Annotated in this window: 25 protein-coding genes; 3 read left to right on the top strand and 22 right to left on the bottom strand. The window is 68.2% G+C overall.

The genetic code is table 11. The features are described from left to right. The first annotated feature begins 70 nt into the window (after nucleotides 1-70). Nucleotides 71-1291 (top strand): ParA family protein, encoded by a 1221-nt coding sequence (locus tag ABL312_RS09935; protein ID WP_349361232.1) that lies wholly within the window; start codon nucleotides 71-73, stop codon nucleotides 1289-1291. On the opposite strand, the gene ABL312_RS09940 is transcribed toward ABL312_RS09935, so the two are convergent. The 4 genes from ABL312_RS09940 to ABL312_RS09955 are packed head-to-tail and all read right to left on the bottom strand — an operon-like array spanning nucleotide 1275 to nucleotide 5494. Then, nucleotides 1275-2792: a phage portal protein gene (locus ABL312_RS09940; protein WP_349361233.1), complete on the bottom strand. Its 1518-nt coding sequence runs from the start codon at nucleotides 2790-2792 to the stop codon at nucleotides 1275-1277. The genes ABL312_RS09935 and ABL312_RS09940 overlap by 17 nt on opposite strands. Then, nucleotides 2792-2998, bottom strand: a complete 207-nt coding sequence (locus ABL312_RS09945; protein WP_349361234.1) for a phage head-tail joining protein — start codon at nucleotides 2996-2998, stop codon at nucleotides 2792-2794. The genes ABL312_RS09940 and ABL312_RS09945 overlap by 1 nt, the downstream gene beginning before the upstream one ends. A 2-nt stretch (nucleotides 2999-3000) precedes the next feature. Then, entirely contained in the window at nucleotides 3001-4995 is a 1995-nt protein-coding gene (locus tag ABL312_RS09950; RefSeq protein WP_349361235.1) for a phage terminase large subunit family protein, read from the bottom strand. Continuing rightward, nucleotides 4946-5494, bottom strand: coding sequence for a hypothetical protein (locus tag ABL312_RS09955; RefSeq protein WP_349361236.1), 549 nt, complete (start codon nucleotides 5492-5494; stop codon nucleotides 4946-4948). Before ABL312_RS09955 ends, ABL312_RS09950 begins: the two co-directional genes overlap by 50 nt. A gap of 120 nt (nucleotides 5495-5614) precedes the next feature. Between ABL312_RS09955 and ABL312_RS09960 the strand changes: the two genes are divergently transcribed. Both ABL312_RS09960 and ABL312_RS09965 read left to right on the top strand, forming a co-directional pair. Continuing rightward, a complete protein-coding gene (locus ABL312_RS09960) occupies nucleotides 5615-5887 on the top strand; it encodes a hypothetical protein (RefSeq protein ID WP_349361237.1) in 273 nt (90 codons plus the stop codon). A gap of 95 nt (nucleotides 5888-5982) precedes the next feature. After that, nucleotides 5983-6570 (top strand): DUF3489 domain-containing protein, encoded by a 588-nt coding sequence (locus ABL312_RS09965; RefSeq protein ID WP_349361238.1) that lies wholly within the window; start codon nucleotides 5983-5985, stop codon nucleotides 6568-6570. Nucleotides 6571-6624: 54 nt separating this feature from the next. On the opposite strand, the gene ABL312_RS09970 is transcribed toward ABL312_RS09965, so the two are convergent. The 18 genes from ABL312_RS09970 to ABL312_RS10055 form a co-directional block, all read right to left on the bottom strand. Next, nucleotides 6625-6849, bottom strand: coding sequence for a hypothetical protein (locus ABL312_RS09970; RefSeq protein ID WP_349361239.1), 225 nt, complete (start codon nucleotides 6847-6849; stop codon nucleotides 6625-6627). 9 nt (nucleotides 6850-6858) lie between these two features. Further along, the gene (locus ABL312_RS09975; RefSeq protein ID WP_349361240.1) at nucleotides 6859-7737 is read right to left on the bottom strand and encodes a DNA cytosine methyltransferase; all 879 of its coding nucleotides are present in this window, start codon (nucleotides 7735-7737) and stop codon (nucleotides 6859-6861) included. A gap of 34 nt (nucleotides 7738-7771) precedes the next feature. Beyond that, nucleotides 7772-9109: a DNA methyltransferase gene (locus ABL312_RS09980; RefSeq protein ID WP_349361241.1), complete on the bottom strand. Its 1338-nt coding sequence runs from the start codon at nucleotides 9107-9109 to the stop codon at nucleotides 7772-7774. A gap of 414 nt (nucleotides 9110-9523) precedes the next feature. Further along, a complete protein-coding gene (locus tag ABL312_RS09985; RefSeq protein ID WP_349361242.1) occupies nucleotides 9524-9970 on the bottom strand; it encodes a DUF6362 family protein in 447 nt (148 codons plus the stop codon). After that, entirely contained in the window at nucleotides 9963-10172 is a 210-nt protein-coding gene (locus ABL312_RS09990) for a hypothetical protein (RefSeq protein ID WP_241094982.1), read from the bottom strand. The genes ABL312_RS09985 and ABL312_RS09990 overlap by 8 nt, the downstream gene beginning before the upstream one ends. Next, nucleotides 10169-10687, bottom strand: coding sequence for a hypothetical protein (locus ABL312_RS09995; RefSeq protein ID WP_349361243.1), 519 nt, complete (start codon nucleotides 10685-10687; stop codon nucleotides 10169-10171). Before ABL312_RS09995 ends, ABL312_RS09990 begins: the two co-directional genes overlap by 4 nt. Nucleotides 10688-10743: 56 nt before the next feature. Continuing rightward, nucleotides 10744-13575 (bottom strand): toprim domain-containing protein, encoded by a 2832-nt coding sequence (locus ABL312_RS10000; RefSeq protein ID WP_349361244.1) that lies wholly within the window; start codon nucleotides 13573-13575, stop codon nucleotides 10744-10746. A 91-nt stretch (nucleotides 13576-13666) separates the two neighbouring features. Continuing rightward, nucleotides 13667-14950 (bottom strand): AAA family ATPase, encoded by a 1284-nt coding sequence (locus tag ABL312_RS10005; RefSeq protein WP_349361245.1) that lies wholly within the window; start codon nucleotides 14948-14950, stop codon nucleotides 13667-13669. Next, nucleotides 14947-15774 carry a hypothetical protein gene (locus ABL312_RS10010; protein ID WP_349361246.1) on the bottom strand — a complete coding sequence of 276 codons (828 nt, stop codon included), beginning with the start codon at nucleotides 15772-15774 and terminating at the stop codon, nucleotides 14947-14949. Before ABL312_RS10010 ends, ABL312_RS10005 begins: the two co-directional genes overlap by 4 nt. Before the next feature lie 10 nt (nucleotides 15775-15784). Then, a complete protein-coding gene (locus ABL312_RS10015) occupies nucleotides 15785-16129 on the bottom strand; it encodes a DUF6511 domain-containing protein (protein ID WP_349361247.1) in 345 nt (114 codons plus the stop codon). Nucleotides 16130-16152: 23 nt separating this feature from the next. Continuing rightward, complete coding sequence (locus ABL312_RS10020) at nucleotides 16153-16386, bottom strand: hypothetical protein (RefSeq protein ID WP_349361248.1); 234 nt, start codon at nucleotides 16384-16386, stop codon at nucleotides 16153-16155. Further along, nucleotides 16383-17111, bottom strand: coding sequence for a hypothetical protein (locus ABL312_RS10025; protein WP_349361249.1), 729 nt, complete (start codon nucleotides 17109-17111; stop codon nucleotides 16383-16385). Before ABL312_RS10025 ends, ABL312_RS10020 begins: the two co-directional genes overlap by 4 nt. A 5-nt stretch (nucleotides 17112-17116) precedes the next feature. Further along, on the bottom strand, nucleotides 17117-17965 hold the full coding sequence (locus ABL312_RS10030) for an ATP-binding protein (RefSeq protein WP_349361250.1): 849 nt from the start codon (nucleotides 17963-17965) through the stop codon (nucleotides 17117-17119). After that, nucleotides 17962-18450, bottom strand: a complete 489-nt coding sequence (locus ABL312_RS10035; RefSeq protein ID WP_349361251.1) for a hypothetical protein — start codon at nucleotides 18448-18450, stop codon at nucleotides 17962-17964. Before ABL312_RS10035 ends, ABL312_RS10030 begins: the two co-directional genes overlap by 4 nt. A 44-nt stretch (nucleotides 18451-18494) precedes the next feature. Beyond that, a complete protein-coding gene (locus tag ABL312_RS10040) occupies nucleotides 18495-18845 on the bottom strand; it encodes a hypothetical protein (RefSeq protein WP_349361252.1) in 351 nt (116 codons plus the stop codon). Nucleotides 18846-18867: 22 nt separating this feature from the next. Beyond that, nucleotides 18868-19461, bottom strand: a complete 594-nt coding sequence (locus ABL312_RS10045; RefSeq protein ID WP_349361253.1) for a hypothetical protein — start codon at nucleotides 19459-19461, stop codon at nucleotides 18868-18870. Nucleotides 19462-19578: 117 nt separating this feature from the next. After that, a complete protein-coding gene (locus tag ABL312_RS10050; protein ID WP_349361254.1) occupies nucleotides 19579-20574 on the bottom strand; it encodes a hypothetical protein in 996 nt (331 codons plus the stop codon). Then, nucleotides 20522-21760 (bottom strand): hypothetical protein, encoded by a 1239-nt coding sequence (locus ABL312_RS10055; protein WP_349361255.1) that lies wholly within the window; start codon nucleotides 21758-21760, stop codon nucleotides 20522-20524. The genes ABL312_RS10050 and ABL312_RS10055 overlap by 53 nt, the downstream gene beginning before the upstream one ends. Nucleotides 21761-21966 lie beyond the last annotated feature (206 nt).

A 21966-nucleotide genomic window follows, 5' to 3' on the forward strand; every position in this document is an offset into this window, starting at 1 on the left:
CAAAACGCACAGAGGACTTGACGCGCCTGTGCGCATCACGCACAAAGAGAAAAAGTGAAAGGTGACGTACGTGCTGATTGGCATCGCTGAGATCGCAAGGATTGCAAACGTGTCGACTTCAGCGGTTGGCAACTGGAGACGGCGTTTCGCTGACTTCCCGGCACCCGTTGAGGACTTGTCCGCGGGACCGGTATTCCACCGCAAAACCATAGAGCAATGGCTTAAAAAGAGGGCTGGAATAATGACGATCACAATTTCGCTATTTAATAACAAGGGCGGCGTTGGAAAGACTACGACTGTATGGAACCTCGCAGTAAGCCTTGCAAACAAAGGAAAGCGGGTACTGCTAATCGACTTTGACCCACAGTGCAACCTCTCAATTGCTGCGCTGGGGAGCGAGGAATTCGAGAAACTCCTGAAGCCAACCGCAGGCCGGCAGTTTGGTTCAACAATACGATCATTTGTTCTCCCGTTCATTCAGCAAAGTAGACAGGGAACGCCCTATATTGCCTCCCCAAAATGCCAGGACGGGAATTCCTTCGACCTCGTTCCTGGTGATTTCTGGCTGAACGCGTTTTCTGATATTCTCAACGTGGGCACCGACGTTATTGGTGGGTCGGGTCTCTATAGGTTTCTTACACCGAGCTTGGTTGCGGATGCCGGTAATGGCCAAGACGACACCCCTTATGACTATGTCTTAATTGACTTGCCCCCATCGTTCGGCTCAATTGTGAGATCAGCCCTATATTCGTCTGATTACTTTGTTGTCCCGTGTACGGCAGACAGATTCTCAGCGTATTGTGTAGGTCTCATTGGCGAGGTTCTGCCGATTTTTGCAGACGATTGGGATCAAGGGCTTAAGAGGTATAAACGCACAAACTCAGGAGACACATATGTTGACACAAAAGGTCAGCCAAAGTTTGGCGGCTGGATCTTTAACGGATTCGATACAAGAAAAGGCAAGAAGCTTGGCGCAGATCAGGCTCAATTCGAACAGGTGAAAAATTCGGTCGAGAACCATTTGATTGCGCCACTGAAGAAAGACATCAGCCTCTACGAGGCCGTGCCAAACTTTGTAAATGAAAATCCTTGTGCTGAAGTGGAGGACATGAACGTCATGGCTCCCGACAGCCTTCAGCAAAACGTTCCAATAAAATTTCTTCCCAATGTGAAACCGACTCGAGAAAACTATGCGAAGGGACGTTGGGCTCCCAATCAGATTGATCTCATGAAGAAAATCGACGCCGAGTACGATAAGCTTGCAGAATATGTGATCAAAAACTTCGTTTGACTGAGGCGACGAGTTTCGAATCGCTCGCGGGGTCGGCTGGCGCATTGGCCTGCGCACTGCCGGTCTTCGTGACGCGGCGCGGGTCGCTGTCGAGCACGAGGCCCAACTCGTCGAGCTTGGCGTTCGTGGCCGCGATCTCGGCCAGCACCGCGTCGGGGTTGCGGCCCTGCCGGGCGATGGCCTCGGCGAGCGTCATGGTGCCGGAGCGGATGGCCAAGAGATCGGCCATCGCGTCCTTCTGCGGATCGACCGCCTCGAACTTCGGCGGCGACCATTCCACCGGCACGTCTGGCGTCGGGATGCGCCCCGCCGCCCATGCAGCCTCCGTGAACCAGCGCCAGACTGGCGCGCAGAACATCGGGATGAAGAGCTGCCACTGGACCGCGTCGATCATCCGCCGGAACTCCACGAGGCCGGCGCGGATCGACGAATAGTTCACCTGAGACAAGTCCCCGGTCAGCAACTCGTAGGGCACCCGGAAGCCGGCCGAGATGGTGTGCAGGCTCGCCCGCTTGTACTCGCCGTAGCCGCCGGTCGCGGCGGGCTGGTTGAACCGGATGTCCTTGCCGCCGCGGGCATAGGCGATGAGGCCCGGCTCGAACTGCTCTACCCGGTTGCCGTCCGCGTCGACCACAGCGGGCGCGATGCCCTGCTGCGCCTCCTCGTCGCCGAAGACGATGGCGGTGACGCAGGCCTCGGTCTTCTTGCGCACGATCTCGGCCACCTCGTAGTCGTCGAGATCGCGCAGGGCGCGGATGACGGGCGCCCCCCAGGGCACGCCGCGCGCCTGCGTGCGCTGCTTCTCGTAGACATGGGCGATCTCGGTCGCGGGGACCGCGCGGCTGGCGAGCCCACCCGTCAGACTGAGGCTCGCGTCGCCCGGATGCGCGCCGAAGAGCCAGTAGGCCCGGCGCCGGCCGAGCGCGTCGAACTCGATCCCCTGCACCGCCTGGCCCGCGCCGAACGCGCCGTTGCGGGTGGCATCGAGAAAGTCGGCCTCGAGCAGCTGCAGCTGGACCGGCGGCATCACGCCGTCGCCGGGGCGACGCGGGCGGCGGCGGACCAGAACCTCGCCGGCCTCGACCATCTCGCGGCAGGCGAGCGTCTGCAGCCCGTAGAAGTCGAGCTGGCCGTCCGCGTCGCAGCCCCGCGCCCAGATCTCGAAGAGCCGGTCCACCTCGCGGTCGAGCGCGGCATCGCCGCTGGCGGCGCGCGGCATGATCCCGGCGCCGACGATGTTGTTCACCAGCACCGAGACCGCCTTCGCGGCATGCGGATTGTTCCGCACCAGGTCCCGCATCCGGTCGCGCAGCAGCGCCCCGGCCCGGCCGATCTCGGCGTCGGCCGAGGATCCCGGCGCATGCCAGCCATCCGTGCGCCGACCGCGGGCCGCACCCTCGTAGGAGCGCGCGAGCCCCTCGAAGGCCTGCCGCGCAAGCACGCGACGCGTGGCCGCGCGAGGCGCCACGCTCGCGATGGCCCTGTCGAGCCAGGAGACCATCAGCGATCCCCGCGCGAGAAGCCGGCGAAGCCAGCGATGGGGCGTGCCGTCTCCCCGGCGATCTGGCGTTCGATGGTGCGGATGCGCCCGAGCAGGTCCTCGGCCGAGCCGTAGTCCACCGTCTTGCCGTCGTAGCTCACCCGCGTCGTCCCGCTCGCATAGGCGCGCCGGAGCGCCGCGAGTTCCGCTTCCGTCCAGTCCGCCATTGTCAGAACCATCCTTCCCGCCGTCCGAGCCAGTCGGAGCGGCGCTTGCCTTGCGTTCCCGCGTCGGGCCGCCCGATCAGACCGGCCGGGCTGTCCATGCCGCTCGGGACGCCGAGCTGCGCTTCGAGATCGGCCCATGTCGCCTCGGGCCAGCGATCTGCCCCCGCGATCCAGGCGGCGGCGCGGGCGTAGATCCGGCAGTCCAGCGCCTCATTGCGCTCGCGGAGCTTCTGCCATTCGAGCTTCGCGAAGCCGCGCCGGTTGCGGACCGTCACCAGCTGCTCGGCCGTCAGCTGCCGGATCCACTCGGAATCGGCCCAGCCGGGCAGATGCACCGTGCCGGGCGGGAACGCCGCGCCTTCCGCCAGCTCCTCGGGCGTCGGTCGCGCCAGCCGCAGGAAGCGGTAGGTCTCGGCCTTGAAGGTCGAGGTGGCCACGGTCCAGAGCCGCGCGCCCCGGCGCAGGCGCTTCCCGCCCGCGGTAGCGTCGACGAAGGTCGGCCCCGACACCGGGCTCGCTCGGTTGAAGCCCTCGAGGCCCTTCACCGGCGCCACTTGTGCGAAGCCGACCGAGCGCGCCCAGCCATAGACCGCGGCCGTCTCGTAGCCCGTGTCGATGGCGAGCCGTGCGAGGCCCAGTTCCGCGCCGCCGGCATGCCGCCAGTTGCGGCTAAGCAGATCGGTCAGCGCCTCCCAGCTCTCCGGGCGCGCGGGGCCGCCCTCGATCACGACATGATCGACGAGCCAGCTTTCCAGCCCGCGGCCCCAGGCCCAGACATCGACCTCGATCCGGTCCTTCTGCACATCCGCGCCGGCGGTCAGGAACAGCCCGCCCGCGGGAACGGTCCCCGCCGGCCAGTCCTCGCGCCGCTCGGCGATCCGCTGCCAGTCCGGGGCGTCGCCGGTCTCGATCCAGGTTTCGCCGAGCACCGTATTGCGGAACACCCGTTCGGCCTCGTCGGACCCCGCCGCCGTCTCCTTGTCCCGCGCGATGTCGGCCCAGCTCTTCCACCCCGGCGGCGAATAGAGCGCCGAGAGATGAAACCCCACCGTCCGCGCGTCGCGCGGCTCGGCGGTCGCCCGCCATTCGCCCGCCGCCAGCATCGCCGGCTTGTGGTGCTCCTCGATCGGCTCGTCGCAGGCATCGCAGGTGTACGCCGCCGTCGCCGGTTTGCCCTTTTCCCAGCGCAGCCGCTCGAACCGCAGCCACTGCATCGCCCCGCAATGCGGGCACGGAACGAAGAACCGCCGCTGGTCGCTCGCCTCGTATTCCCGCTCGATCCGGCTGACGCCGCGGATCGTGGGCGTCGAGACCAGGAAGACCTTGCGCCGGTGTGCGAAGGTCAGCGAGCGCGCCTCGGCGAGGCCGACCGGGTCGCCTTCCTCGTCGGCCGAGGCCGGATAGGCGTCGACCTCGTCGAGGAAGACGTAGCGCGCCGGCATCGAGCGCAGCCCAACCGCCGAGTTGGCGCCGGTCATCACCAGCACGCCACCGGGGAAGTCCTTCGACAGCTGCGTGTTGCCGCTGTCGCGCGCCCGCGCCGGACGGACCCGTTCCTTCAGCGCCGGGCTCTCCTCGATCAGCGGGTCGATCCGCTGGCGCGAGTTGCGCTTGGCCAGCTCCACCGTCGGCTGGACCGCCAGCATCGGCCCGGGCGCGTGGTGGATCACGAAGCCGATCCAGTTGTTGCCCGCCTCCGTCGCGCCGACCTGCGCGGCCTTCATGAACACCACCCGCTGGGTGGGATCGCCGGGCGAGAGCGCATCCATGATCGCGCGCATGTAGGGCGTCCGCTCGGTGCGATACCGGCCGGGCTCGGCGCTCGCGCGCGAGCTCAGCCAGCGATGCGTGTCCGACCATTCCGAGACGGTCAGCCAAGGATCGGGCGTGAGGCCGCGACCCCAGGCCCGGAGCAGCGCCTCCGCCCCGTCGAACTGGGCGATGTCCTCAGAGGGCGATCCGGGGCTGGGCGAGTTCCTCGAGATGGGCGCGGACATGGGCCTCCAGAACCTTCTGCATGGCCGCCGTCTCCGTTCCCAACTCCGCCGCCATCAGCGCAGCCACCCGCGCCGGCCAGTTCACCCACGCGTCGCGTTCCTCGCGCGCGAGCCGGAAGACCAACGCCGTGGCGCGGTCGCGGTCGACCAACTCGCCCTTGAGCTTGGCGAGCCGGATGCGCCGCTCCTGCGCCTTCAGCACCTCGTGCGCCGTCTTCGCCTGCAGGAACGTCGTGCCGCCGCCCGTTACGGGGGCCGCGAGACCCTGTTCCTTGAGGGTGTCGCCGACGGCGGAAACCGCCGCCTCGGGCACAGGCTTCATCTTGGTCGCCGGCGCTTTCCTGGTCTTGGACGGGTCAGTCGCCTCCGCCCGCAGCCGGTCCGAGGCTGCGGCGTCGATGCTGCCGTCTTCGTGGAGGACCAGCCGGCCGGCGGTCTTCGCCTTCTGGATCGCGCCGCGCGACAGCCCGACATGGGCGGCGTACTGGCGCTCGCTCATGCCCTGCATCGCCAGCCCCGATTATCATTCAAAGTCAGGCGCTTATCGAGTTGATACGCCGGACGCGTGGAGCGAACGTCCATCCCACAAGGACGATGCAACTCACCCGGAGCCACCACGATGAACACCCGCCTGAACCCGATCACCACCCCGCGCCACGAACTCCGCGCCGAGAAGGCCCGGCGCAACCGCGAGGCCGCCCTGAACGCCTTCATCGGCAAGAAGGCCGAGATCGACGAGATGCTCGCCCGGCTGCAGGCGCTCAGCGACGACCACTTCAACGCCCACCCCGACGAAGTGAACTGGGCCGACGTCGGCACCCTCGAACAATACGCCAGCCTCCTGAAGCGCATCACCGACAGCGCCTTCGGCGAGGGCGAACACGCCGAATGATCTCCGGCCCAGCCGGAACTCCCGCCGCGCGCCCTGCGCGGCTCGGGGTCGTAGAAGGCGCCGCATGTCGCGGGCCCGAACACGGAGACGACCCCATGACCAAGCTTTCCGACACCCAGCTCGTGATCCTCAGCGCGGCCGCGCAACGCGAGGACCGCAACGTCCTGCCGCTTCCCGGCTCGCTCCGCGGTGGTGCCGCCGCCAAGGTGGTCGGCGCGCTGCTCTCCCGCGGCCTGATCACCGAGACAACGACGGACAGCCAGACCAAGGCCGACGCAGCGCTCAACCGGTTCTGGCGCAACGACGCGGACGGCAACGCCATTCTTCTGCACATCACGGATGCAGGCCTCGCCGCCATCGGCATTGAGCCGGAGGGCGGCGACTGCGCGCCCACGGGCGCCGACGAAGCGCCGAGCGCGGAGGCCTCGCAGGACGCTCCCGCCGACGCCGCTCCCGCGCCCAAGGCGCGCACACCGCGCACGGGCACGAAGCAGGCGAAACTGATCGAGATGCTCCGCAGCGACGGCGGCGCGACCATCGACGAGATCGTCGCCGAAACGGGATGGCAGCCGCACACGGTGCGCGGGGCATTCGCCGGCGCGCTCAAGAAGAAGCTCGGGCTCGAAGTCACCTCGGAGAAGGTCGAGGGCCGCGGTCGGGTCTACAGCCTGCCGAGCGACTGACACCGCACAAAACGACGGTCCCAAGGCCGCCGTCCCGCAAGGGGCGGCGGTATCTCATCGTGCTCCGCGCACCCGGATCGCCTCGAACAGCCGCCGCAGGGCGAAGGAGCGCGCGATGCTCACCACCGTGAACACCGCGCCCATCTTCAGGTTCTGCGCCAGCGTCGTGTGCAGCCCGAAGACCGGGAAGATCAGGATCTGCGTCACGACGGCGACCCCGTAGCCGACCGCCACGTTGGCGATAGCCTCCAACAGCGACATGGCCCGGCTCTGCCTCATCGCGCGCCCTCATCCATCGGCCAGCAGTTCAGCTGCGAGAGTTCGGAGCGCATGCGCCGCGACCAGCGGGACCACTCCGTTGCCACAGAGCCGAAGCTGGTCCACCCGGTGGGCCAGCCCATCAGCGCCTCGACGAACAGCGGGTTCAAGGTTCGGGGCGTGTCGCAGGAACGCCCGCCAGCCGTCGGCGTCACCAGGACCTGGCGGCCAAGCAGACCGTTCACCGGCGTGTTCGCGAGGCTCGTTGCCCCGTCCTTGTGATCCCGCGCCGTCGGCGTCATCCAGATCCGCATCATCTCGGTCCGGTTGCCACCGCTCGAGCGCGTCCCAGAGCAGGCGCGCGGGGTCGGCCAGCTCCTCCCCCTCGCGGATGGCGAGGATGAAGAGCCGCTCGCACCTGTGGGGCGCGCCGACTTCCGCCGCCGTGAAGAGGCCTGCCGCAAGGCGGTAGCCCATGCCGACCAGTCCTCCGGCGACCTCGGGGAAGCCGAGGCGGAGATGATGGGCGACGTTCTCGAGGAACACGAAGGGCGGCTCGACCTCGCCGACGATGCGGGCGACATGCGGCCAGAGATGGCGCGGGTCGTTAGTACCACGGCGCTTTCCCGCGACGGAGAACGGCTGGCACGGATAGCCCGCAGTGACGATGTCCACCGCGCCGCGCCACAGGCGGCCGTCGAAGGTGGCAACGTCGTCCCAGACAGGTGCGCAATCCAGGGCCGCGTCTTCCATCCGCGCCACGAGGATGGCCGCGGCGTAGGCGTCCCGCTCGACATGACCCACAGTGCGATATCCGGGGAGCGCCAGGAGCAGCCCGAGGTCGAGACCGCCGGCGCCGGAGCAGAGCGAGAGGCCGAACAGGCACGCGTCGCCGGCACCGGCATGCATGCCGGAGGCAGGTAGAGCCACGCCATGCACGACGTCAGGCCGCGTGGGCCCCCTCGGCCGCGGCCGGGGTCTCGCCCAGCCGCTCGGCCTTCACCTCAGCGAAAGTCCGGCCGTCGCCGTCGAGGGTCGCGTCCCTGCCGGTCTCGGCCTGCCAGCGCTCGACGGCCACATCGACATAGGCGGGGCTGATCTCCATCGCGAAGACGCGGCGACCGTTGGCCTCGCCCGCCATGATCTGCGAGCCGGAGCCCGAGAACGGCTCGTAGCAGAGGCCGCCCCGCGCCACATGCTGGCGCATCGGGATTCCGAAGGCGTCGAGCGGTTTCGGCGTCGGGTGGTCGGGACGCTCGTCCTTCGCAAATGACGGCATTTCCCAAGTGGACGGCAGCGTCTCCTCCGCCACCTTCGGCGGGCGGTTCGGGCGGCGCCAGCCCATGAAGCAGGGCTCGTGCTTCCACAGGTAATGCGACCGGGTCAGGACGCCGCGGTCCTTCACCCAGATGATCTGTTGGTGCACGAAGGCGCCCGCCTTTTCCCAGCAGGCCTCCAGCATCGCCTGGCGGCGCGAGGCGTGCCAGCAGTACCAGGCGGCGTCGTCCGTAATCGCCTCCGCCACGGCCGCGGCGATGAAGCCGTCGTAGAGGTCGGCCCCCTGGCTGCTGTCATCCCAGGTGACGCCGTAGGATTGCGACCAATCCTTGTTCCGCGTCGGGTGGTTCGATCCGTCGTAATCGACGAGATACGGCGGGTCGGTGGCGAAGAGGATCGCTCGTTCGCCATTCATCAGGCGGCGGACATCGTCGTGCGAGGTCGAGTCGCCGCAAAGCAGCCGGTGATCGCCAAGGATCCAGAGATCGCCGGTCCGCGAGGCGGGATTGCGCGGCGGCTCGGGGATGGTCACCGGCGGCACTGAGCCCCGGGCGCCACCTTCTTCTTCACCGCCCCCGTCCGGATCGAAAGCCAGCAGCTTGTCCAGTTCGCCGTCGGAGAAGCCGACCAGCGAGAGGTCGTAGTCGTCCGCAAGCAGGTCCTGCAGCTCGGCCGACAGCAGGGCCTCGTCCCAGCTGCCCAGTTCCGTCAGCTTGTTGTCCGCGATCCGATAGGCGCGGCGCTGCGCCTCGGTCAGGTGGCCGAGCACGATCACAGGCGCCTCGGTCAGTCCGAGCTGCGTCGCGGCCAGCACGCGCCCATGGCCCGCGATCAGTTCGCCGTCCTCACCGACGAGGCACGGCACGGTCCAGCCGAACTCGGCCATGCTGGCGGCGATCTTCGCGACCTGGTCGGGCCCGTGCACCTTCGCGTTCTTCGCGTAGGGCTGCAGGCGCGCAAGCGGCCAGGTCTCGATCCGCTCGGGGGCGAAAGCGAGGGTCATGCAGGTTCCTGTCGATGGTCGATCGGCATCCGCCGGGTGGACTCCGGCACGGACGGTTCCACCGGCTTCCGGCCGGACTCCGGCATCCGCGGGGTATCCACCCCGCGCGGCCCGTCAGATATTTGATTTTACGAGGGTTTCAGGCGTCGCGGCTGGACGCTGGACTCCGGTGGCTTCCCAAAAATCCGGCCCTGTCGCTGGCGAAATATCGCGCCAAGCCCGCCAGCATACATAGTCGCCAGGAAGGAACCATTGAATTCAATGGGTTGGCGGCATGGACCCCGGCTGGACCCCTCGGTGGACCCCGGAAGCCAGCGGCTGCGGTGTCCCGCGCGCTCCTCTCCCGAGTATGCCGTCTTTGTAGCTTTATTCGCCGATCCTGTAAGGCGCTGCGATGTACACCGGAAAATTGTCTCAAAGGATGATTTTTCTTGACAGCCGATCCGCGTTTTCGATGACGAACTGCTGCGACCGGCGCCGGGATGGCACGCGACCGTTCAGACGCCAGACGATGATGGCGATGCCGTATTGCCAGCGCTTCGTCGCCGCGGTGCGCGACAGCCCGAACTGCCAGCAGATCGGTTTCCATGGCTTGCGGTTCGCTCGCAGCCACACGATCTGCGCGTCGTCCTTCTCAAGCCAGCGCAGCCACAGCATCGCTTCCTCGGCCTCCGTGATCTGGCGCGGGCTCGGCCGGGGCCGGCGCATCTGCGGCTCCTGGCCGACCTGATCGGCGAAGCTGTGGAAGTACTCGGGCCAGGCGTTGAAGTAGCCCTGCGGCTTCACGCCGGGCAGCTGCGCGAAGACGTCGGCGGCGAGTTCCAAGCGGTCCTGCACCTGTGCGGTGGTCCAGTCAGTCATGGCGCACCTCGCGTACAGCGGGCGGCTTGCCATAGAGCTTGTCCCCGAGCTGGCGGATCAACTCCCGCTCCGGCCATGTGAGCCGCTGGTCGTCCAGCGAGACCGCCAGCATCCGCTGTTCGTGCCAGCCCTCGCGCTTGACCTGCTCGGGATCGCGGCGCCGGCCGCCATAGCCCTTGGGCGTGTAGCGCATCCTGCTCATGCCACGCCTCCCGCCGTCTCGATCGCCCAGAACAGGATGGCAATGGCGTCAGCCTCGTTGTCATCCGCGGGGCTGAAGCCGCGGGCGCGGGCCGCCGCGATCATGGCCTCCTTCGGCGCGTTGCCCTTGCCCGTGGCGTGGCGCTTGATCGTGCCCACCGGGACGCCCTGATAGGGCACGTCCGCCGTCTCGGCCCATGCGGTCAGGGTGGCGAGCAGGCCGCCGAAGACGTGGGCCGCGTCGGTCCCGACATGCCGGCGTACCTCTTCGAAGTGGATTGCGCCGATGGGACCGGCATCCGCGGCCAGCCGCTCCAGCCAGGCGCGAAAGCGGACATAGCGCATGCCGCCGCCGTCGTAGCGGCTTGGCCGGAACGACACCGTGCCGCTGGTGATCAGCCCGTCCGCGGCGCGGAGTGCCCAGCCCGTTGTCGTGCCGAGGTCGAGGGCGAGAAGGACCGGCGTGCCGCCCACAGGCGAAATCGCGGGCGACGGGGTGAGAGATGCATGGGCCATCGGGGGCTCCTTTCCTGTCTGCTGCTCGATGGAGGAATGGGGGCGGCGCGCGGGGCTCATCGGTCGAGCTCCCGCAGCCAATCCGGGCGTGGTGAGGCCTGTGAGCCTGCCGCGGAAGGCTCACACGGAGGCTCACACCCGCAACCCTTTGAAACGACGTCGCTTTGTGAGCCTTGTGAGGGTTGTGAACCTTTTCCGGCATCTCCTTTCGTGCGCACGCGCGTGCACGCACGCGTAAGGGTGGAAAAAGGTTCACAAGGCTCACAAGGTACACATTTCGGTTTGGTATCAGGGCCTTGCGCGTGTGAGCCTTCGTTTTCGAGGCTCACACGACCGGCCCGAGGCTCACACGCATCGGCGCTGCGGCGGGCCGCTCCGGAGGCCTTTTCCTCCTCAGTCACCTTCAGCTGCCACTTCGTGGCGCGCCGGTACGTGCCGGCCTTCACCAGCCGGACCCGGAGATCGCCCAGCCGGAACACCCGGTCCCGCATGCGCCCGATCGACATCCCGAAGCTAGTCTTGCGGGCCTGCTCGTTGGCGCCGCTCATCGGCGGCGGCGGATCGCAGAAGAGCGCGATGTCGTAGACCTCGGCGGCCGTCACCTCGGCAGTGCCGAAGCGGTCCCACCAGGCGCCGATGAAGGCGTTCCAGGCGGCGCCCTCGCTGTCGGATGACTCCATCATCTCCTCGAGATTGCCGAGGAAGGCGGGGATACCTGCGACCTCGAGCACGCCGCCGAGCACATGGGCCCAGTTCTCGAAGGAGCCGATGCTGCGCCCGCCGCGCGGGCGGCCGGCTGCGATCCATGCCTGGCAGAGCGTCAGGCAGGCCGCGACCAGCCGCGCCCGGTTGGCGCGCACCCAGCTCATCAGGTCGGGGTGGCGGAAGTCCGAGCGCTGCCACGGGCGGTCGGTATGCGGATCGAGCCGGATGCGCACGAGACGCCGGGCCAACTCGTTCGAGAACTCCGGGTTGTTGCCGGTGGCGATCCACAGACAGCGGATCGGCAGCCGCGCCATCTCGGAATGACCGAGGATGCGGTCCTCCCAGAAGGGCGCCGTGAGCGCGGCGGCGAGGGCCGAGCTGTCGAGCGTGGCGCGCAGGTTGTCGATCAGCACGATGGAGGGGATCTGGCGGAGCTTTGCGGTCACGCGCTTGCGCCATTCTTCGTCGTCGCGCCCCTCGGTCATGACGCTGGCGCCTGCGCCGGTCAGGATGCCCGTGATGGCGTCGACCATCAGCGTGGCGCCGGTGCCGGGCGCGGGCTTCTCGATCAGGTGCAGTGGAGTCGGCCCGTCGATCATGCCGCGCAGGAAGCCCAGCAGCAGGAGCGCCACGACGTGGGACCGCTCCGCATCGCCGGTGAAGGGGAAGTCCCCGAGCAGGTCGTCGCAGATCATCGTGCGCGCCGCGGCGACCTCGGCCGGTGTGGGCCTGGCGGGAATGTCCGGCACGGCGAAGCCCGGCGCCGGAACGTAGAGGAGCCGCGCGTCGGGATGATAGCCGGGCGTGGTGAGGAGCGTGCCGTTTCGGCCGAAGACCGGCGTGTTCACGATGCCGGTCAGCACGGGCAGCGCGGGATCGGGCGTGGCGAGGACCGATTTGACCACCGGCAAGGGCGGCGGCGCCGGGATAGGCTCGCCCTTGGCGTTCACCCGCACCCAGCGGGCGAGCCGCGCCAGCATGTGGCGGAGCTTCTCCTCGTTGAGCGCGGTGGCGACGGGCCGGCCCTCGTCGTCGGGCACGACCCATGTGGGCTGGCCAGCGAGGCGGAAGAGCCAGGGGCAGCGGTTCGAGGCCATGAGCAGGCTCCAGACCTGCTCGTTCGCCCGCGCCAGATCGCCCTCGTCGGCGCGCAGCGTCGGGACCGTGTCTCCGGAGCCCTGGTAGTTGAGCGGACGGTGCTGCCCGATCTGCATCACCGTCTCGGCCTCGACGACGCTCTCCGCGGCGGCGATGACGCGCGCCACGGCTTCTGCGCCGTCGCTCAGCAGGAGATCGTTGAAGTCCTGGCCTTCCCCGGGCGGCACGGCGATGGCGACGTCGCGCCCCTGCGCGCGCAGCCGACGCGCGGCGGCATCCGCGGCGCGCAGGCCTGCGCCCGAGGCGTCGCTGTCGGCGAGGATCACGATGCGCCGCGCGGCCGGCGGCAACTCGACCTGTTCGAGGCCGGAGGTCGAGAGCGTGGCCCAGACCGGCAGATCTGGGCAGGCAGTCATGGCCGCGAGGCCGGTCTCGATCCCCTCCGAGAGCGCCAGCCTGTCGCCGTCGCCGAGGGGCGCGAGCCGCACGGCGCCGCCGGCAACGCGGCCGAGCATCTTCTTGGCCTTGTCGAGCGGCGCCTTGCGGGTGCTGCCGTCGGGGCCCGCCGCGAGCCAGGTCCGATGCAGACCGATGACGTCACAGTTCCGGTCGCGCACCTGACCCACGAGGGCCGGATAGCCGGTCTTCGTCTCGTAATGCGCCAGGTCGGGATGGAAGAGCAGATCGGCCTCGGCAGGGACATCCAGACCGCGGCCCGCGAGGTAGTCCGCAGCCGGCGTGCCCGCGATCGGCTGCGCCGAGGACAGGATATGCGCGATCTCCCGGGTGGCGTCGCGCTTCGGCGACGGCGTTGTCGCCGGCGCCCGCCGCTCGGGTGCGCCCGGGGTAACGCCGGCGATCTCTGCCGCTCGCACGATCAGCGCGCGGCCATCGAGCCCGGTCGCCTCCTCTATCGCGCTGATCGGCCCGCCGCCATGGTTGCCGTCGAAGTCGATCCAGTCGCCGGCATGCAGTCCGCGCAGCGTGATGACGCAGGAGCCGGTGTTCCGGGGCGCGTCGCCCCGGATGTTGGCGAGCCGCCACTCGTCGCCGGAGCGGCGGCCGCGGGGAAAGAGGTCGGGCACCCAGTGCGCGGCTGCCTCGCGCAGACGCTCGACGATCAGGTCGAGATCGTAGCGCGGCGCGTCTGTGATGGGCGGGAGGGCGTCATTGAGGTCAAGCAAGGATCACCAGCCCCCGCTCGGCCCGCGTGATCGCGGTATAGAGCCAGCGGTTCCTGTCGGCCGCCGAGCGGCCGAAGCCATCGTCGAAGACGACCACGTTCTCCCATTGCGAACCCTGCGCCTTGTGGCAGGTGATCGCGTAGCCCCAGCTGCTCTCGATCAGGCCGCGCTTGATCTGCCATTCGCGGCGCCCGCGCTCGGGGTCGTAGGCGATATGGTCGGCATACTCGCCACGCCAGAAGCTCTGCCGCCCGGCGATACTCTCGCCGTCCTCGGTCTCGACCATGGCGCTGAAGGCGAAGGCGTCGTCAGGATCCTGGCGCACATCGCTCAGCGTCAGGAACATGCCGTTGATCAGCCCGAGATCGTGACGGTTCTTGAGGCAGATGATCTTCTCGCCGTTGCCGGTCGGATAGTCGGCCTCGAACCCCGCCGCGCGCTTCATGGCGGTGTTCAGCCAGCGCCGCGTCGCGTTGGTGCCGCAGAGCACCTGGCCGCCGCGCAGCATCTGCGCCGGGCCGACCTCGTGGCGCGACATCTTCCAGACATTGTCGTCATGCGCGCCCATCGGGATCGGCGTGCCCTGCCGCGCCAGCGTAGCAAGCCGCAGGATGGCGCTGTCCTCGGCCTGCCGATGCACTTCGGTCAGCATCACGTCCGGCGCGGCCTCGGTGAAGAACCCGGCGCCCTTCACAGGCGGCAGCTGGCCCGGATCGCCCAGCACGAGGATGGGCTTGCCGAAAGCGAGAAGGTCGCGCCCCAAATCCTCGCCCACCATCGACACCTCGTCGAGGACGAGGAGGTCCGCGTCGCGCAGGATGGACTGCTCGTTGATCAGGAACTTGGGCTGGTGGATGTCCTCGAGCCGCATCTCGAGCTGGGCGATCCGCTTCATGGCGAAGTCTCGCTCGGCCGGCCCCATGCGCGGCAGCTCGCGACGCAACTCCGCCAGGTCCTCGGTCACCCGCTCGATCTCTTCCGGCGTCGCCTCGGAGACGCGGTAGATCAGGCTATGGATGGTCTGCGCGGGCGTGCCCTTGCGCGTCATGACGAGCGCGGCCTTGCCGGTGAAGGCGCCGAAAAGCACGCCGCCCGGGGCGCCGGGGGTCATCGGCGCCAGCCCCAGCGCCTCGATCGCCTGCGCGGTGGTCGTGGTCTTGCCGGTGCCGGCATAGCCGAACACCCGGAACACCTGCTGCTCGTGGCGGCGGGTCTCGTACCAGTCGCGGATGGCCGCGATGGCGCGGCTCTGCATTTCGGAAAGCGTGACGGTCATGCCCGGGCCTCCGGCCGTTCGCCGCTGAAACGCTCCACCGGAGCGTTTCCGGGACGCGGCTCACCCCAACAGCTCGCCGAGAACGGGCAGAACCGGCAGAGATAGAAGTCGGAGCGCGTGGCGATCCGCGGCAGCAGCTCGCCCGAGTCCGCGGCGCGCAGCACGGCCACCGCCTTGTCGGAGAGCTCCTGCGCGGTCGCCGGCTCGAAGGGGACGTGCTCGTGGTAGAGTTCGCAGCTGTCCTTGTTCAGCGCGGTGAAGAGCGCCGAGCCGAGGCCCATGTAGGCCATATAGATCTGCATCTGCCCGAAATAGACGGGCTTGGAGAGCCGGACGCCCTTCTTCGCGGTGTCCGACCAGGAGGACGCCTTCAGAGCCTTGTGCTCCCAGAGCGCCGGCCAGTCGATGTCCACCTCGGGGCCGGTGACGATGACGCCATCGACATGACCGCGGATGCGACCGCCCGCCGTCTCGAAGCCGAACTGGCCGCCCTCGCGGGTCTGGGTCCGCAGGTCGAACCCGGCGAGCCGCAGCCAGCGGATGGCGAGATCCTCGAAGACATGGCCGGCGGCGAAGATGCGCAGGCTGCGCCCCTCGAGTTCCTTGCCGGGATCGGGCGGCGTGTGCGTCACCTCGTAGACGAGGCGGCGCGCGCAGGGCTCACCGATCCGGCTGGCGCCGAGGTAGTCGCGGGGCCGCTGGCCAGCGCGCTCGGCCACGAGGGCGTCATCGAGCAGCGTGTTGATCCGGGCGCCGAGCGGCGGGGGCGCGTCCGCGGCGCGGCCGTAGACGCAGCCCGAGCGGTGATTGAGATCGACCAGCATCCGCGCCCCCTCAGAACGGCACATCGCCGGCGTCGGATTGGCGCTGCATGGACGCCTGAAACCCGTCGACGCAGGCCTCGATCAGGCGGTCGATGTCCTCAGCCGGCCGGTCGAAGAAGGGCTCCATCAGCCCCATCTCCGTCAGTGCCTCGGCCAGCTCGCGGCGCGCCTCGCGGATCGCGCGGGTTTCCATGTCGGTCTTGTCGATCATGCCGTGGTTCCTCTTGGCGTTGGCCGAGCCCGCCGTGAGGCAGGTCATCGAACAGAAGCGGTGATGGGGATGGCGGTCCCAGCGCAGGCCGTGGTAGTAGCCGAAGCCCCGGGCCTCCCGCCGACCGCAAAGCGCGCAGGGCACGCGGCGGCCGAGTTCGGCGCGGGTCAGCCCATCAGGAGCAGGTCGAGCGCGCTTCGCTCCTCCTCGTCCGGCGCGGCGGTTCGGCGCTCGGAGGCCAGCACGATGAAGCGGCTGATGGCGTTCGAGGCCATGCATTCCAGATCGCGCCGGGTGAGGCTCGCGATGGGGCGGTCGAGCCGCCCCCGCGCCTCGAGCCAGCGCCCCATCGCAAGGGCCGCTTCCGTGGTGACATACGCCTGCCATTCGTCCGGGCTCACGGGTTGAGCCAGGCCGGGCCGCCCGCGGCCTTCGGCGCGGCGGGCTCGGCGGCAGGCTGGCTGGCGGGCTGGCCGGCCGACGACGACCATGCGGGCGCGGACGGCGCCGCGGCCGGCTGCGGCTGGCCCCAGGCGGGGGTTGCGGGCTGCGCGGGCGCGGCGGCCGGCCGGGGCTTGTTCGATGGCTGCGCCGGCACCGTCTCGCCGACCATCACCTTCTGCCACTCGGGCGCGGTGGGCAGCACTACGTGGTCGAGCTTGTTGGCGTCCTTGTAGGCGGGGTTGCGGTTCGGCTCGATCTGGATCTTCGCGACGAAGGTGATCCCGTCGAGATCGGCGAGCCCGCGCAGGACGCGCTTCGCCTTTGCCGCCTCGCTCATGTCCTCGGGGTTCAGGCCGAGCGCGCTGTCGATCATGGCCCGGAACTGGCTCTTGGAGATCTTCCAGCCGATCGACTGGCCCTGTTCGTCGAGCTTGCCCCCCTGCACGGTGAAGTTCTGCCAGAACTTGCGCCGGGCATGCGGTCCCTCGGCCACAGTGAACTCGGCGTCGAGCATCAGCACGTCGCTGCCGGGCTGGTTCGACGGCTTCAGCAGCCCGCGATCCACCTCGCTCGCCCCGTCCGTGCCGCCCTTGCGGATGGACATGGTCACCTTGGCGAAGGTGCCGTCGGGGATCAGGTCGCCGGACTGCTGCGGCGCCACGTCGTTCATGTCGAAGGTCATCTCGTTCATCCTTTCGGTGCGTGGTTGATCTTGGAGAGGAGAGCGCCGAGATCGGCCGGTTCGGTCAGGTCGAGGCGCCCCGAGCGGTCCTTCGCGGGCAGGCCCCAGGGATTGCCGGAGCGGCAGACGAGGCGGCGCGTCTCGCCCTTCTCGGGGTCGTGCCGCCAGGCGGTCGCGCCGTCGGGGCCGGTCTCGGGGCTGAAGAGGCCGAGGGTCATCACCTGGTCGACGATGCCGGGCAGCTCGCGCGCGGCCTTGCCGCCCTCCATCTGCGGCTGCCAGATCGGCCGGTTCATCTCGTCGGTGATCCGCTCGAGGATGCCGACGAAGATGACCGTGCGGCCGGGCGCGTGCTGGAGGTGCTTCAGGAGCCCGATCACCTCGCGGGCGAGCAGCCCGTATGCGCCGCGCGTGTCCGGCTTGCCCGTGCGCTCCGACATCGCTTCCGGCCGGGTCTTGGCCCAGGCCATCGCCTGGCGCGTGAGGTCGGTGATGCTGTCGACGAAGACGATGCGCTTGGCGTCGAGCCGCGCGGCGAGGTCCGGGTGCTGTCCCCGCAGATGTGCGTGATGCGCCTCCGAGAAATGCTCGTCGGGCTGGGCCGCCGGGTTCGCCCCGCCGATCAGGCAGGCGATGTCCACGGCGTCGGCAAAGCGGCGGATCGGCAGGCTGTCGCCGCGCCAGTCCTGCACCGACTTCAGCCCGGCCTCGAGATCGAGGCAGACGGTCTCCTCGGCCGGCAGCGTCTTCAGAAGCGTGGTCTTGCCGGCGCCGCTCGGGCCGAACAGCGCCATGGTGGTCTTGCCCTGCGCCTCGCGCAGCCGCTCGTCGGCGGTGACGATCCGGAGGCTCATGCGGCGCCTCCCTGCGGCAGAAGCTCGACCTTCAGCGCGCCGGTGCGCACGGTCCGCGCGGGTTCGAACACCGCCCGGATGTTCTCGGGCCAGGCGGCGTATTTGCGCTCCGGCAACTTGATGGCGATGTCGACATACTGCGCGGGGTCGTCGCCCGAGCTTCGGATACGCTCGACGATTTCGCCAAGCCGCTCCTGGTCCCAATCCACCCGCTTCGGCAGATCGGCCACCACGGTGAAATCGCCGTCGTCGAAGCGGACCGTACCGGTATCCTTGGCCCTGGCCTGTCGTTCCTCGGCGGCGCGCGTGGCGTAGCGGATGGTCAGCGCGGCATCGAGCCGGGCCTTTGCCGCCTTGGCGCGCCTCAGCGCCTCATCGGTCTCGCGCTGCAGGATGGCGAGCAGTTCGACGGGAAACTGCGCGAGGTCGGCGTCGGGGATGCCCGGCAGGTCTTCGGGCGTGGGGCTGTTGTTCGGCCAGGGCATGAACGGGTCTCCGTGATCGGCGAATGGGGTCTGGATGGGGAAGGTCACGCCGCCTGCTCCTCGAGCAGCAGCGCCGACAGCGAGGCGGCGGCGTGCTTGGGCTTGGGGCGCGTGACGGCGATGTAGGCGAAGCGGTCGGGGCCCACGCGCTCCTGCACAAGGTGGACGAGGCCCTGCTCGGCGGCCCAGAAGGCGCGCGATCCGAGCCGCGACAACTCCTCCCGCTCGCGGTCCGCGAGGCGGCCGAGCATCGGGAAGATGTCGAGCACGAGGAAACCGCGATGGTATTCGAGCCGGTCGCCAGGCGCGGCCTGCGCCACCCACGCACAGAATTCGATCTCGCTGAGCGGACGGCTGGTGCGGACGGTGATGAAGGGGGTGTTGCCCATGAACATGATCTCCTCCTTTCGCCTCTACTCACGCCGCAGCGAGATCGTCCCAGGAGGGACCGAGCCCGTAGGCGGTAAGGACTTGACGGAGATCAGCGAGGCGCCGGTAGAGTGCCGAGCGGCTGCCAAAGCCCTCGGCGGCCAGCGCCGTCACTGACCGATGGGCCAGCGCGCAGCAGAACCGGCGGTCGGCCTCGGGCAACCGCGCCAGCGCGGACTGCACGGCCTCGCGGGTCTGGATGTCAGCCTGCGTGTTACGGTCCTGGCCATGCCAGGCGGCCAGCCCGTCCGATTCCGCCAACAGGCAGCCCAGCGGCTCGACGCTGCCAGCGACAGGCGCGTCGAGGGAGAGCATCGTGCCGCCCTGCACCTGGCGCTGCCGGTGGTGCCGGATCGCGATCCGCGAGCACTGGTTGCGCAGCACGATGTTGGCGAAGGCGCCGATGGCGCCGCGGCGCTTGTCGAAGCCCGGCAGCCGGCAGATCAGATCGATCAGGAGGTCCTGGCGGAGATCGTCGAGATCGGCGGCGGGGAGCGCCAGCTTGCGGTGCAGACGCCGCGCCGCGACGTCTGTCTCGTCGATCAGCGTGGCAAGGTCGGAGGGGGAAATCGGTGGGTGCATGTCGTTCGATCCTGGTCGTTTCCGTTCACGACCCGACCGTGCAACATGCTGAAATCGTTTATCTCTCGGACTTCTCCTGAAAACCTCCCGAAAACCTCCCGGCGCCGCAGAACGGGTCTAGGCGATGAACGCGATCTCGGACGACGCGAGAGCGAGTCGAGCGCCGACCTTGGACTTCCGCTCGATGAACCCGTTGCTCGGGACCGCGTTCAGACGCGTGTTCTTCCGGAAGACATCGCGTAGCCGATTTAAGCAGCGGTCGACCTGTTCGGGATTGCTCTCTCGTCCCGTGCTGGCCTGCAGCGTGGCCGCGAGACTGTCCTTTGGCACCCAGCCGCCAGCAGCCACCGCCTCCTCCGCGAGCATTACGAACGCGTCGAAGTCCCGCGGTTCGACGTCGAGTTCGATGCCCTCGAAGATCATACGGCGACCGATACGGTCGATCTGGAGGCGTGCATCCGACGCTTTCGGTCCCGTAGGCACGCGGATCCGGCCGAGCTCGAGCGCGAAGGGAAGCGCAGGATCGTCGCGCAGCAGGTCCTCGGCACGGACCACCGTCATGCGCATAGGCTCGAGCTGGCGGGCGATCCCCGTGGGTAGATCGGAATTGCCGAGGCTGATCAGGGCGACGGGGGCTTCGTCGTCTATAGCGCCGCGCACGTGATCAACGATCTCCTGCGCAGTGTCCTCCCGCAGCCGCCGCACGAGGCAGACCTCTGCAGCGCGATTGTGGCCCTCGTGCCTGCCGAGTCGCCAGACCCGTACCGAGAGCGCCGTCGGGCCGGGCCCGCCGAGCCCCGACTGCTCGCGGATCGCGCGGCAGAGCGCGGCGATGTCGATGTCGAAGGTCTGGACATCCAGCGCATCTTCGTAGCGTTCGCACTCGCCGGTTTCCGGATCGACGACGACCAGCCCATCGTCGACGATCTGGAAGACCGCAGCGCCGTCGTCGCGCAGATCCTCCCGCTCCACGAGGATCCCACGGTTGCGAAGCGACCGGACGACCCCGGGCTCGTATGGCTTCAGGTCGGCCGCGCCGACGGCGCGGATCGGTTGACGATCACTCTGCCGCAGCAGCAGCCTGACCAGTTCCGCGGCGTTTGCGAATGTCATTGTCTTCCAGCATCTCGAGGATGAGCCGTTCATGGGAATGGTCGCGCATGCTGACGGTGCGCGGCGGCCGGATGGTCACCGGAACCACCACCTCCGCGTCGTCCATTTCGATGGTCACATCGATCTTGGCATGCACGATCCGCAGGTCGGCGATGTCGAGGTCCGACGCTACGTCCCTCAAACGCTTGAGGGCATTCTGGGAATCGCCAAGCGTGAGGAACCATGGCGAGCGGCGCAGACGCCCCGTCGTCGTGATCTGGGCCTCGTCGACGCGCACCTCGCGCAAGGCGACATGCGTGATGTCTCCATCGGGGTCGAAGTGAAACTTGAACGCGGCGCCCAACTTCTGCAGCGGCTCGAGCGTGTAGAGCTGCTCCTTCGCCGACGCCTCGAAGATGTCCTTGTCTCCCAGGACGTGCTCTCCGAACAGCTTGACCAGCTTCTTGGCATCGGCGGCCGATTTAGAGCCGACAGCGATGGATCCCTGTCGGGGATCATACTCGATGGTCGACTGGACGATTTCGCGAAACTTGAGCGTATCCTCGGTCCCCTCCTGGTCGACGTTCTTCGTCTCCGGCTTGGAGCCATGCAGGATCAGGACCCGCAGCAGATCCTCCTCCTCGAACCACCGCACATCGCAATAGTGGCCGTTGTAGCGGCTAGCGAAATGCCGCCGCACGGCCTCGGTGAATTCATTCTGAACACCGGCCTCGTGATGCCGCGGCTCGACATCCTCGCGGTCGGCATCGCGCTCGAGCTTGGAGGAATGTGCGAGGAACGCCGCGGCGCTGAGCGCCCTGTCGAAGATGGCCCCGTGATCCAGCCAAGTAACCAGCGCAATGAAGCGAGGGGTGAAGCGCAGGTCATCGTCGCCGCCTTCGACACGATGGGGCGCCAGGACGTCGACACCTGCCTCCGTGGCGATCTCCTGGATGATGCGGGCGCCGGCATCGGTCGACAGGGTGGAGATGTTGTAGAGGGCGAACTGCAGCTTGGCCGGAAACTGCGTATCCGCCCTGGCGAAGAGATTGAAGATCATCTCGCGCCGCTTCTTGTCATCGTCGGGAAGGTCATGCCAATTGAAATCGATCTGCCCGAGATAGGGGCTCAGCAGACGGTGGAGCAATTCGATATCCACGGTTCTCGAAAAAGCGCGATCGACGAAATTTCTGATCCTCTTCGGCATATGATCTCCTCTTGGTCCTGAAGGTCCTGCGGACGGGCAAAAGCCCGAAGCCGCTCCGGCGATCCGCTTCATCTTGCGCGATGCGATGCGCTGCCGAAATTGGCCGAAGCGATGATGCCGATTCACCGCGCGAGCGCGATATGTGTTCTGATAATGTTCTACCCGACAGAACAACCGGGAGTCGAGTCCGTGGCGCCTCCACCCGT

The organism is Stappia sp. (genome assembly GCF_040110915.1).
Lineage (GTDB): Bacteria > Pseudomonadota > Alphaproteobacteria > Rhizobiales > Stappiaceae > Stappia.

Bases quoted from the DNA above. Each gene is read 5' to 3' on its own strand.
- ABL312_RS09955 (WP_349361236.1), bottom strand. From the start codon at position 5,494: ATGAGCGAGCGCCAGTACGCCGCCCATGTCGGGCTGTCGCGCGGCGCG.
- ABL312_RS10030 (WP_349361250.1), bottom strand. From the start codon at position 17,965: ATGAGCCTCCGGATCGTCACCGCCGACGAGCGGCTGCGCGAGGCGCAG.
- ABL312_RS10025 (WP_349361249.1), bottom strand. From the start codon at position 17,111: ATGACCTTCGACATGAACGACGTGGCGCCGCAGCAGTCCGGCGACCTG.
- ABL312_RS10050 (WP_349361254.1), bottom strand. From the start codon at position 20,574: ATGACATTCGCAAACGCCGCGGAACTGGTCAGGCTGCTGCTGCGGCAG.
- ABL312_RS10045 (WP_349361253.1), bottom strand. From the start codon at position 19,461: ATGCACCCACCGATTTCCCCCTCCGACCTTGCCACGCTGATCGACGAG.
- ABL312_RS09940 (WP_349361233.1), bottom strand. From the start codon at position 2,792: ATGGTCTCCTGGCTCGACAGGGCCATCGCGAGCGTGGCGCCTCGCGCG.
- ABL312_RS10055 (WP_349361255.1), bottom strand. From the start codon at position 21,760: ATGCCGAAGAGGATCAGAAATTTCGTCGATCGCGCTTTTTCGAGAACC.
- ABL312_RS10035 (WP_349361251.1), bottom strand. From the start codon at position 18,450: ATGCCCTGGCCGAACAACAGCCCCACGCCCGAAGACCTGCCGGGCATC.
- ABL312_RS09970 (WP_349361239.1), bottom strand. From the start codon at position 6,849: ATGAGGCAGAGCCGGGCCATGTCGCTGTTGGAGGCTATCGCCAACGTG.
- ABL312_RS09990 (WP_241094982.1), bottom strand. From the start codon at position 10,172: ATGAGCAGGATGCGCTACACGCCCAAGGGCTATGGCGGCCGGCGCCGC.
- ABL312_RS09980 (WP_349361241.1), bottom strand. From the start codon at position 9,109: ATGACCCTCGCTTTCGCCCCCGAGCGGATCGAGACCTGGCCGCTTGCG.
- ABL312_RS09985 (WP_349361242.1), bottom strand. From the start codon at position 9,970: ATGACTGACTGGACCACCGCACAGGTGCAGGACCGCTTGGAACTCGCC.
- ABL312_RS10040 (WP_349361252.1), bottom strand. From the start codon at position 18,845: ATGTTCATGGGCAACACCCCCTTCATCACCGTCCGCACCAGCCGTCCG.
- ABL312_RS09975 (WP_349361240.1), bottom strand. From the start codon at position 7,737: ATGCATGCCGGTGCCGGCGACGCGTGCCTGTTCGGCCTCTCGCTCTGC.
- ABL312_RS09945 (WP_349361234.1), bottom strand. From the start codon at position 2,998: ATGGCGGACTGGACGGAAGCGGAACTCGCGGCGCTCCGGCGCGCCTAT.
- ABL312_RS09950 (WP_349361235.1), bottom strand. From the start codon at position 4,995: ATGTCCGCGCCCATCTCGAGGAACTCGCCCAGCCCCGGATCGCCCTCT.
- ABL312_RS10005 (WP_349361245.1), bottom strand. From the start codon at position 14,950: ATGACCGTCACGCTTTCCGAAATGCAGAGCCGCGCCATCGCGGCCATC.
- ABL312_RS10010 (WP_349361246.1), bottom strand. From the start codon at position 15,774: ATGCTGGTCGATCTCAATCACCGCTCGGGCTGCGTCTACGGCCGCGCC.
- ABL312_RS09995 (WP_349361243.1), bottom strand. From the start codon at position 10,687: ATGGCCCATGCATCTCTCACCCCGTCGCCCGCGATTTCGCCTGTGGGC.
- ABL312_RS09960 (WP_349361237.1), top strand. From the start codon at position 5,615: ATGAACACCCGCCTGAACCCGATCACCACCCCGCGCCACGAACTCCGC.
- ABL312_RS09965 (WP_349361238.1), top strand. From the start codon at position 5,983: ATGACCAAGCTTTCCGACACCCAGCTCGTGATCCTCAGCGCGGCCGCG.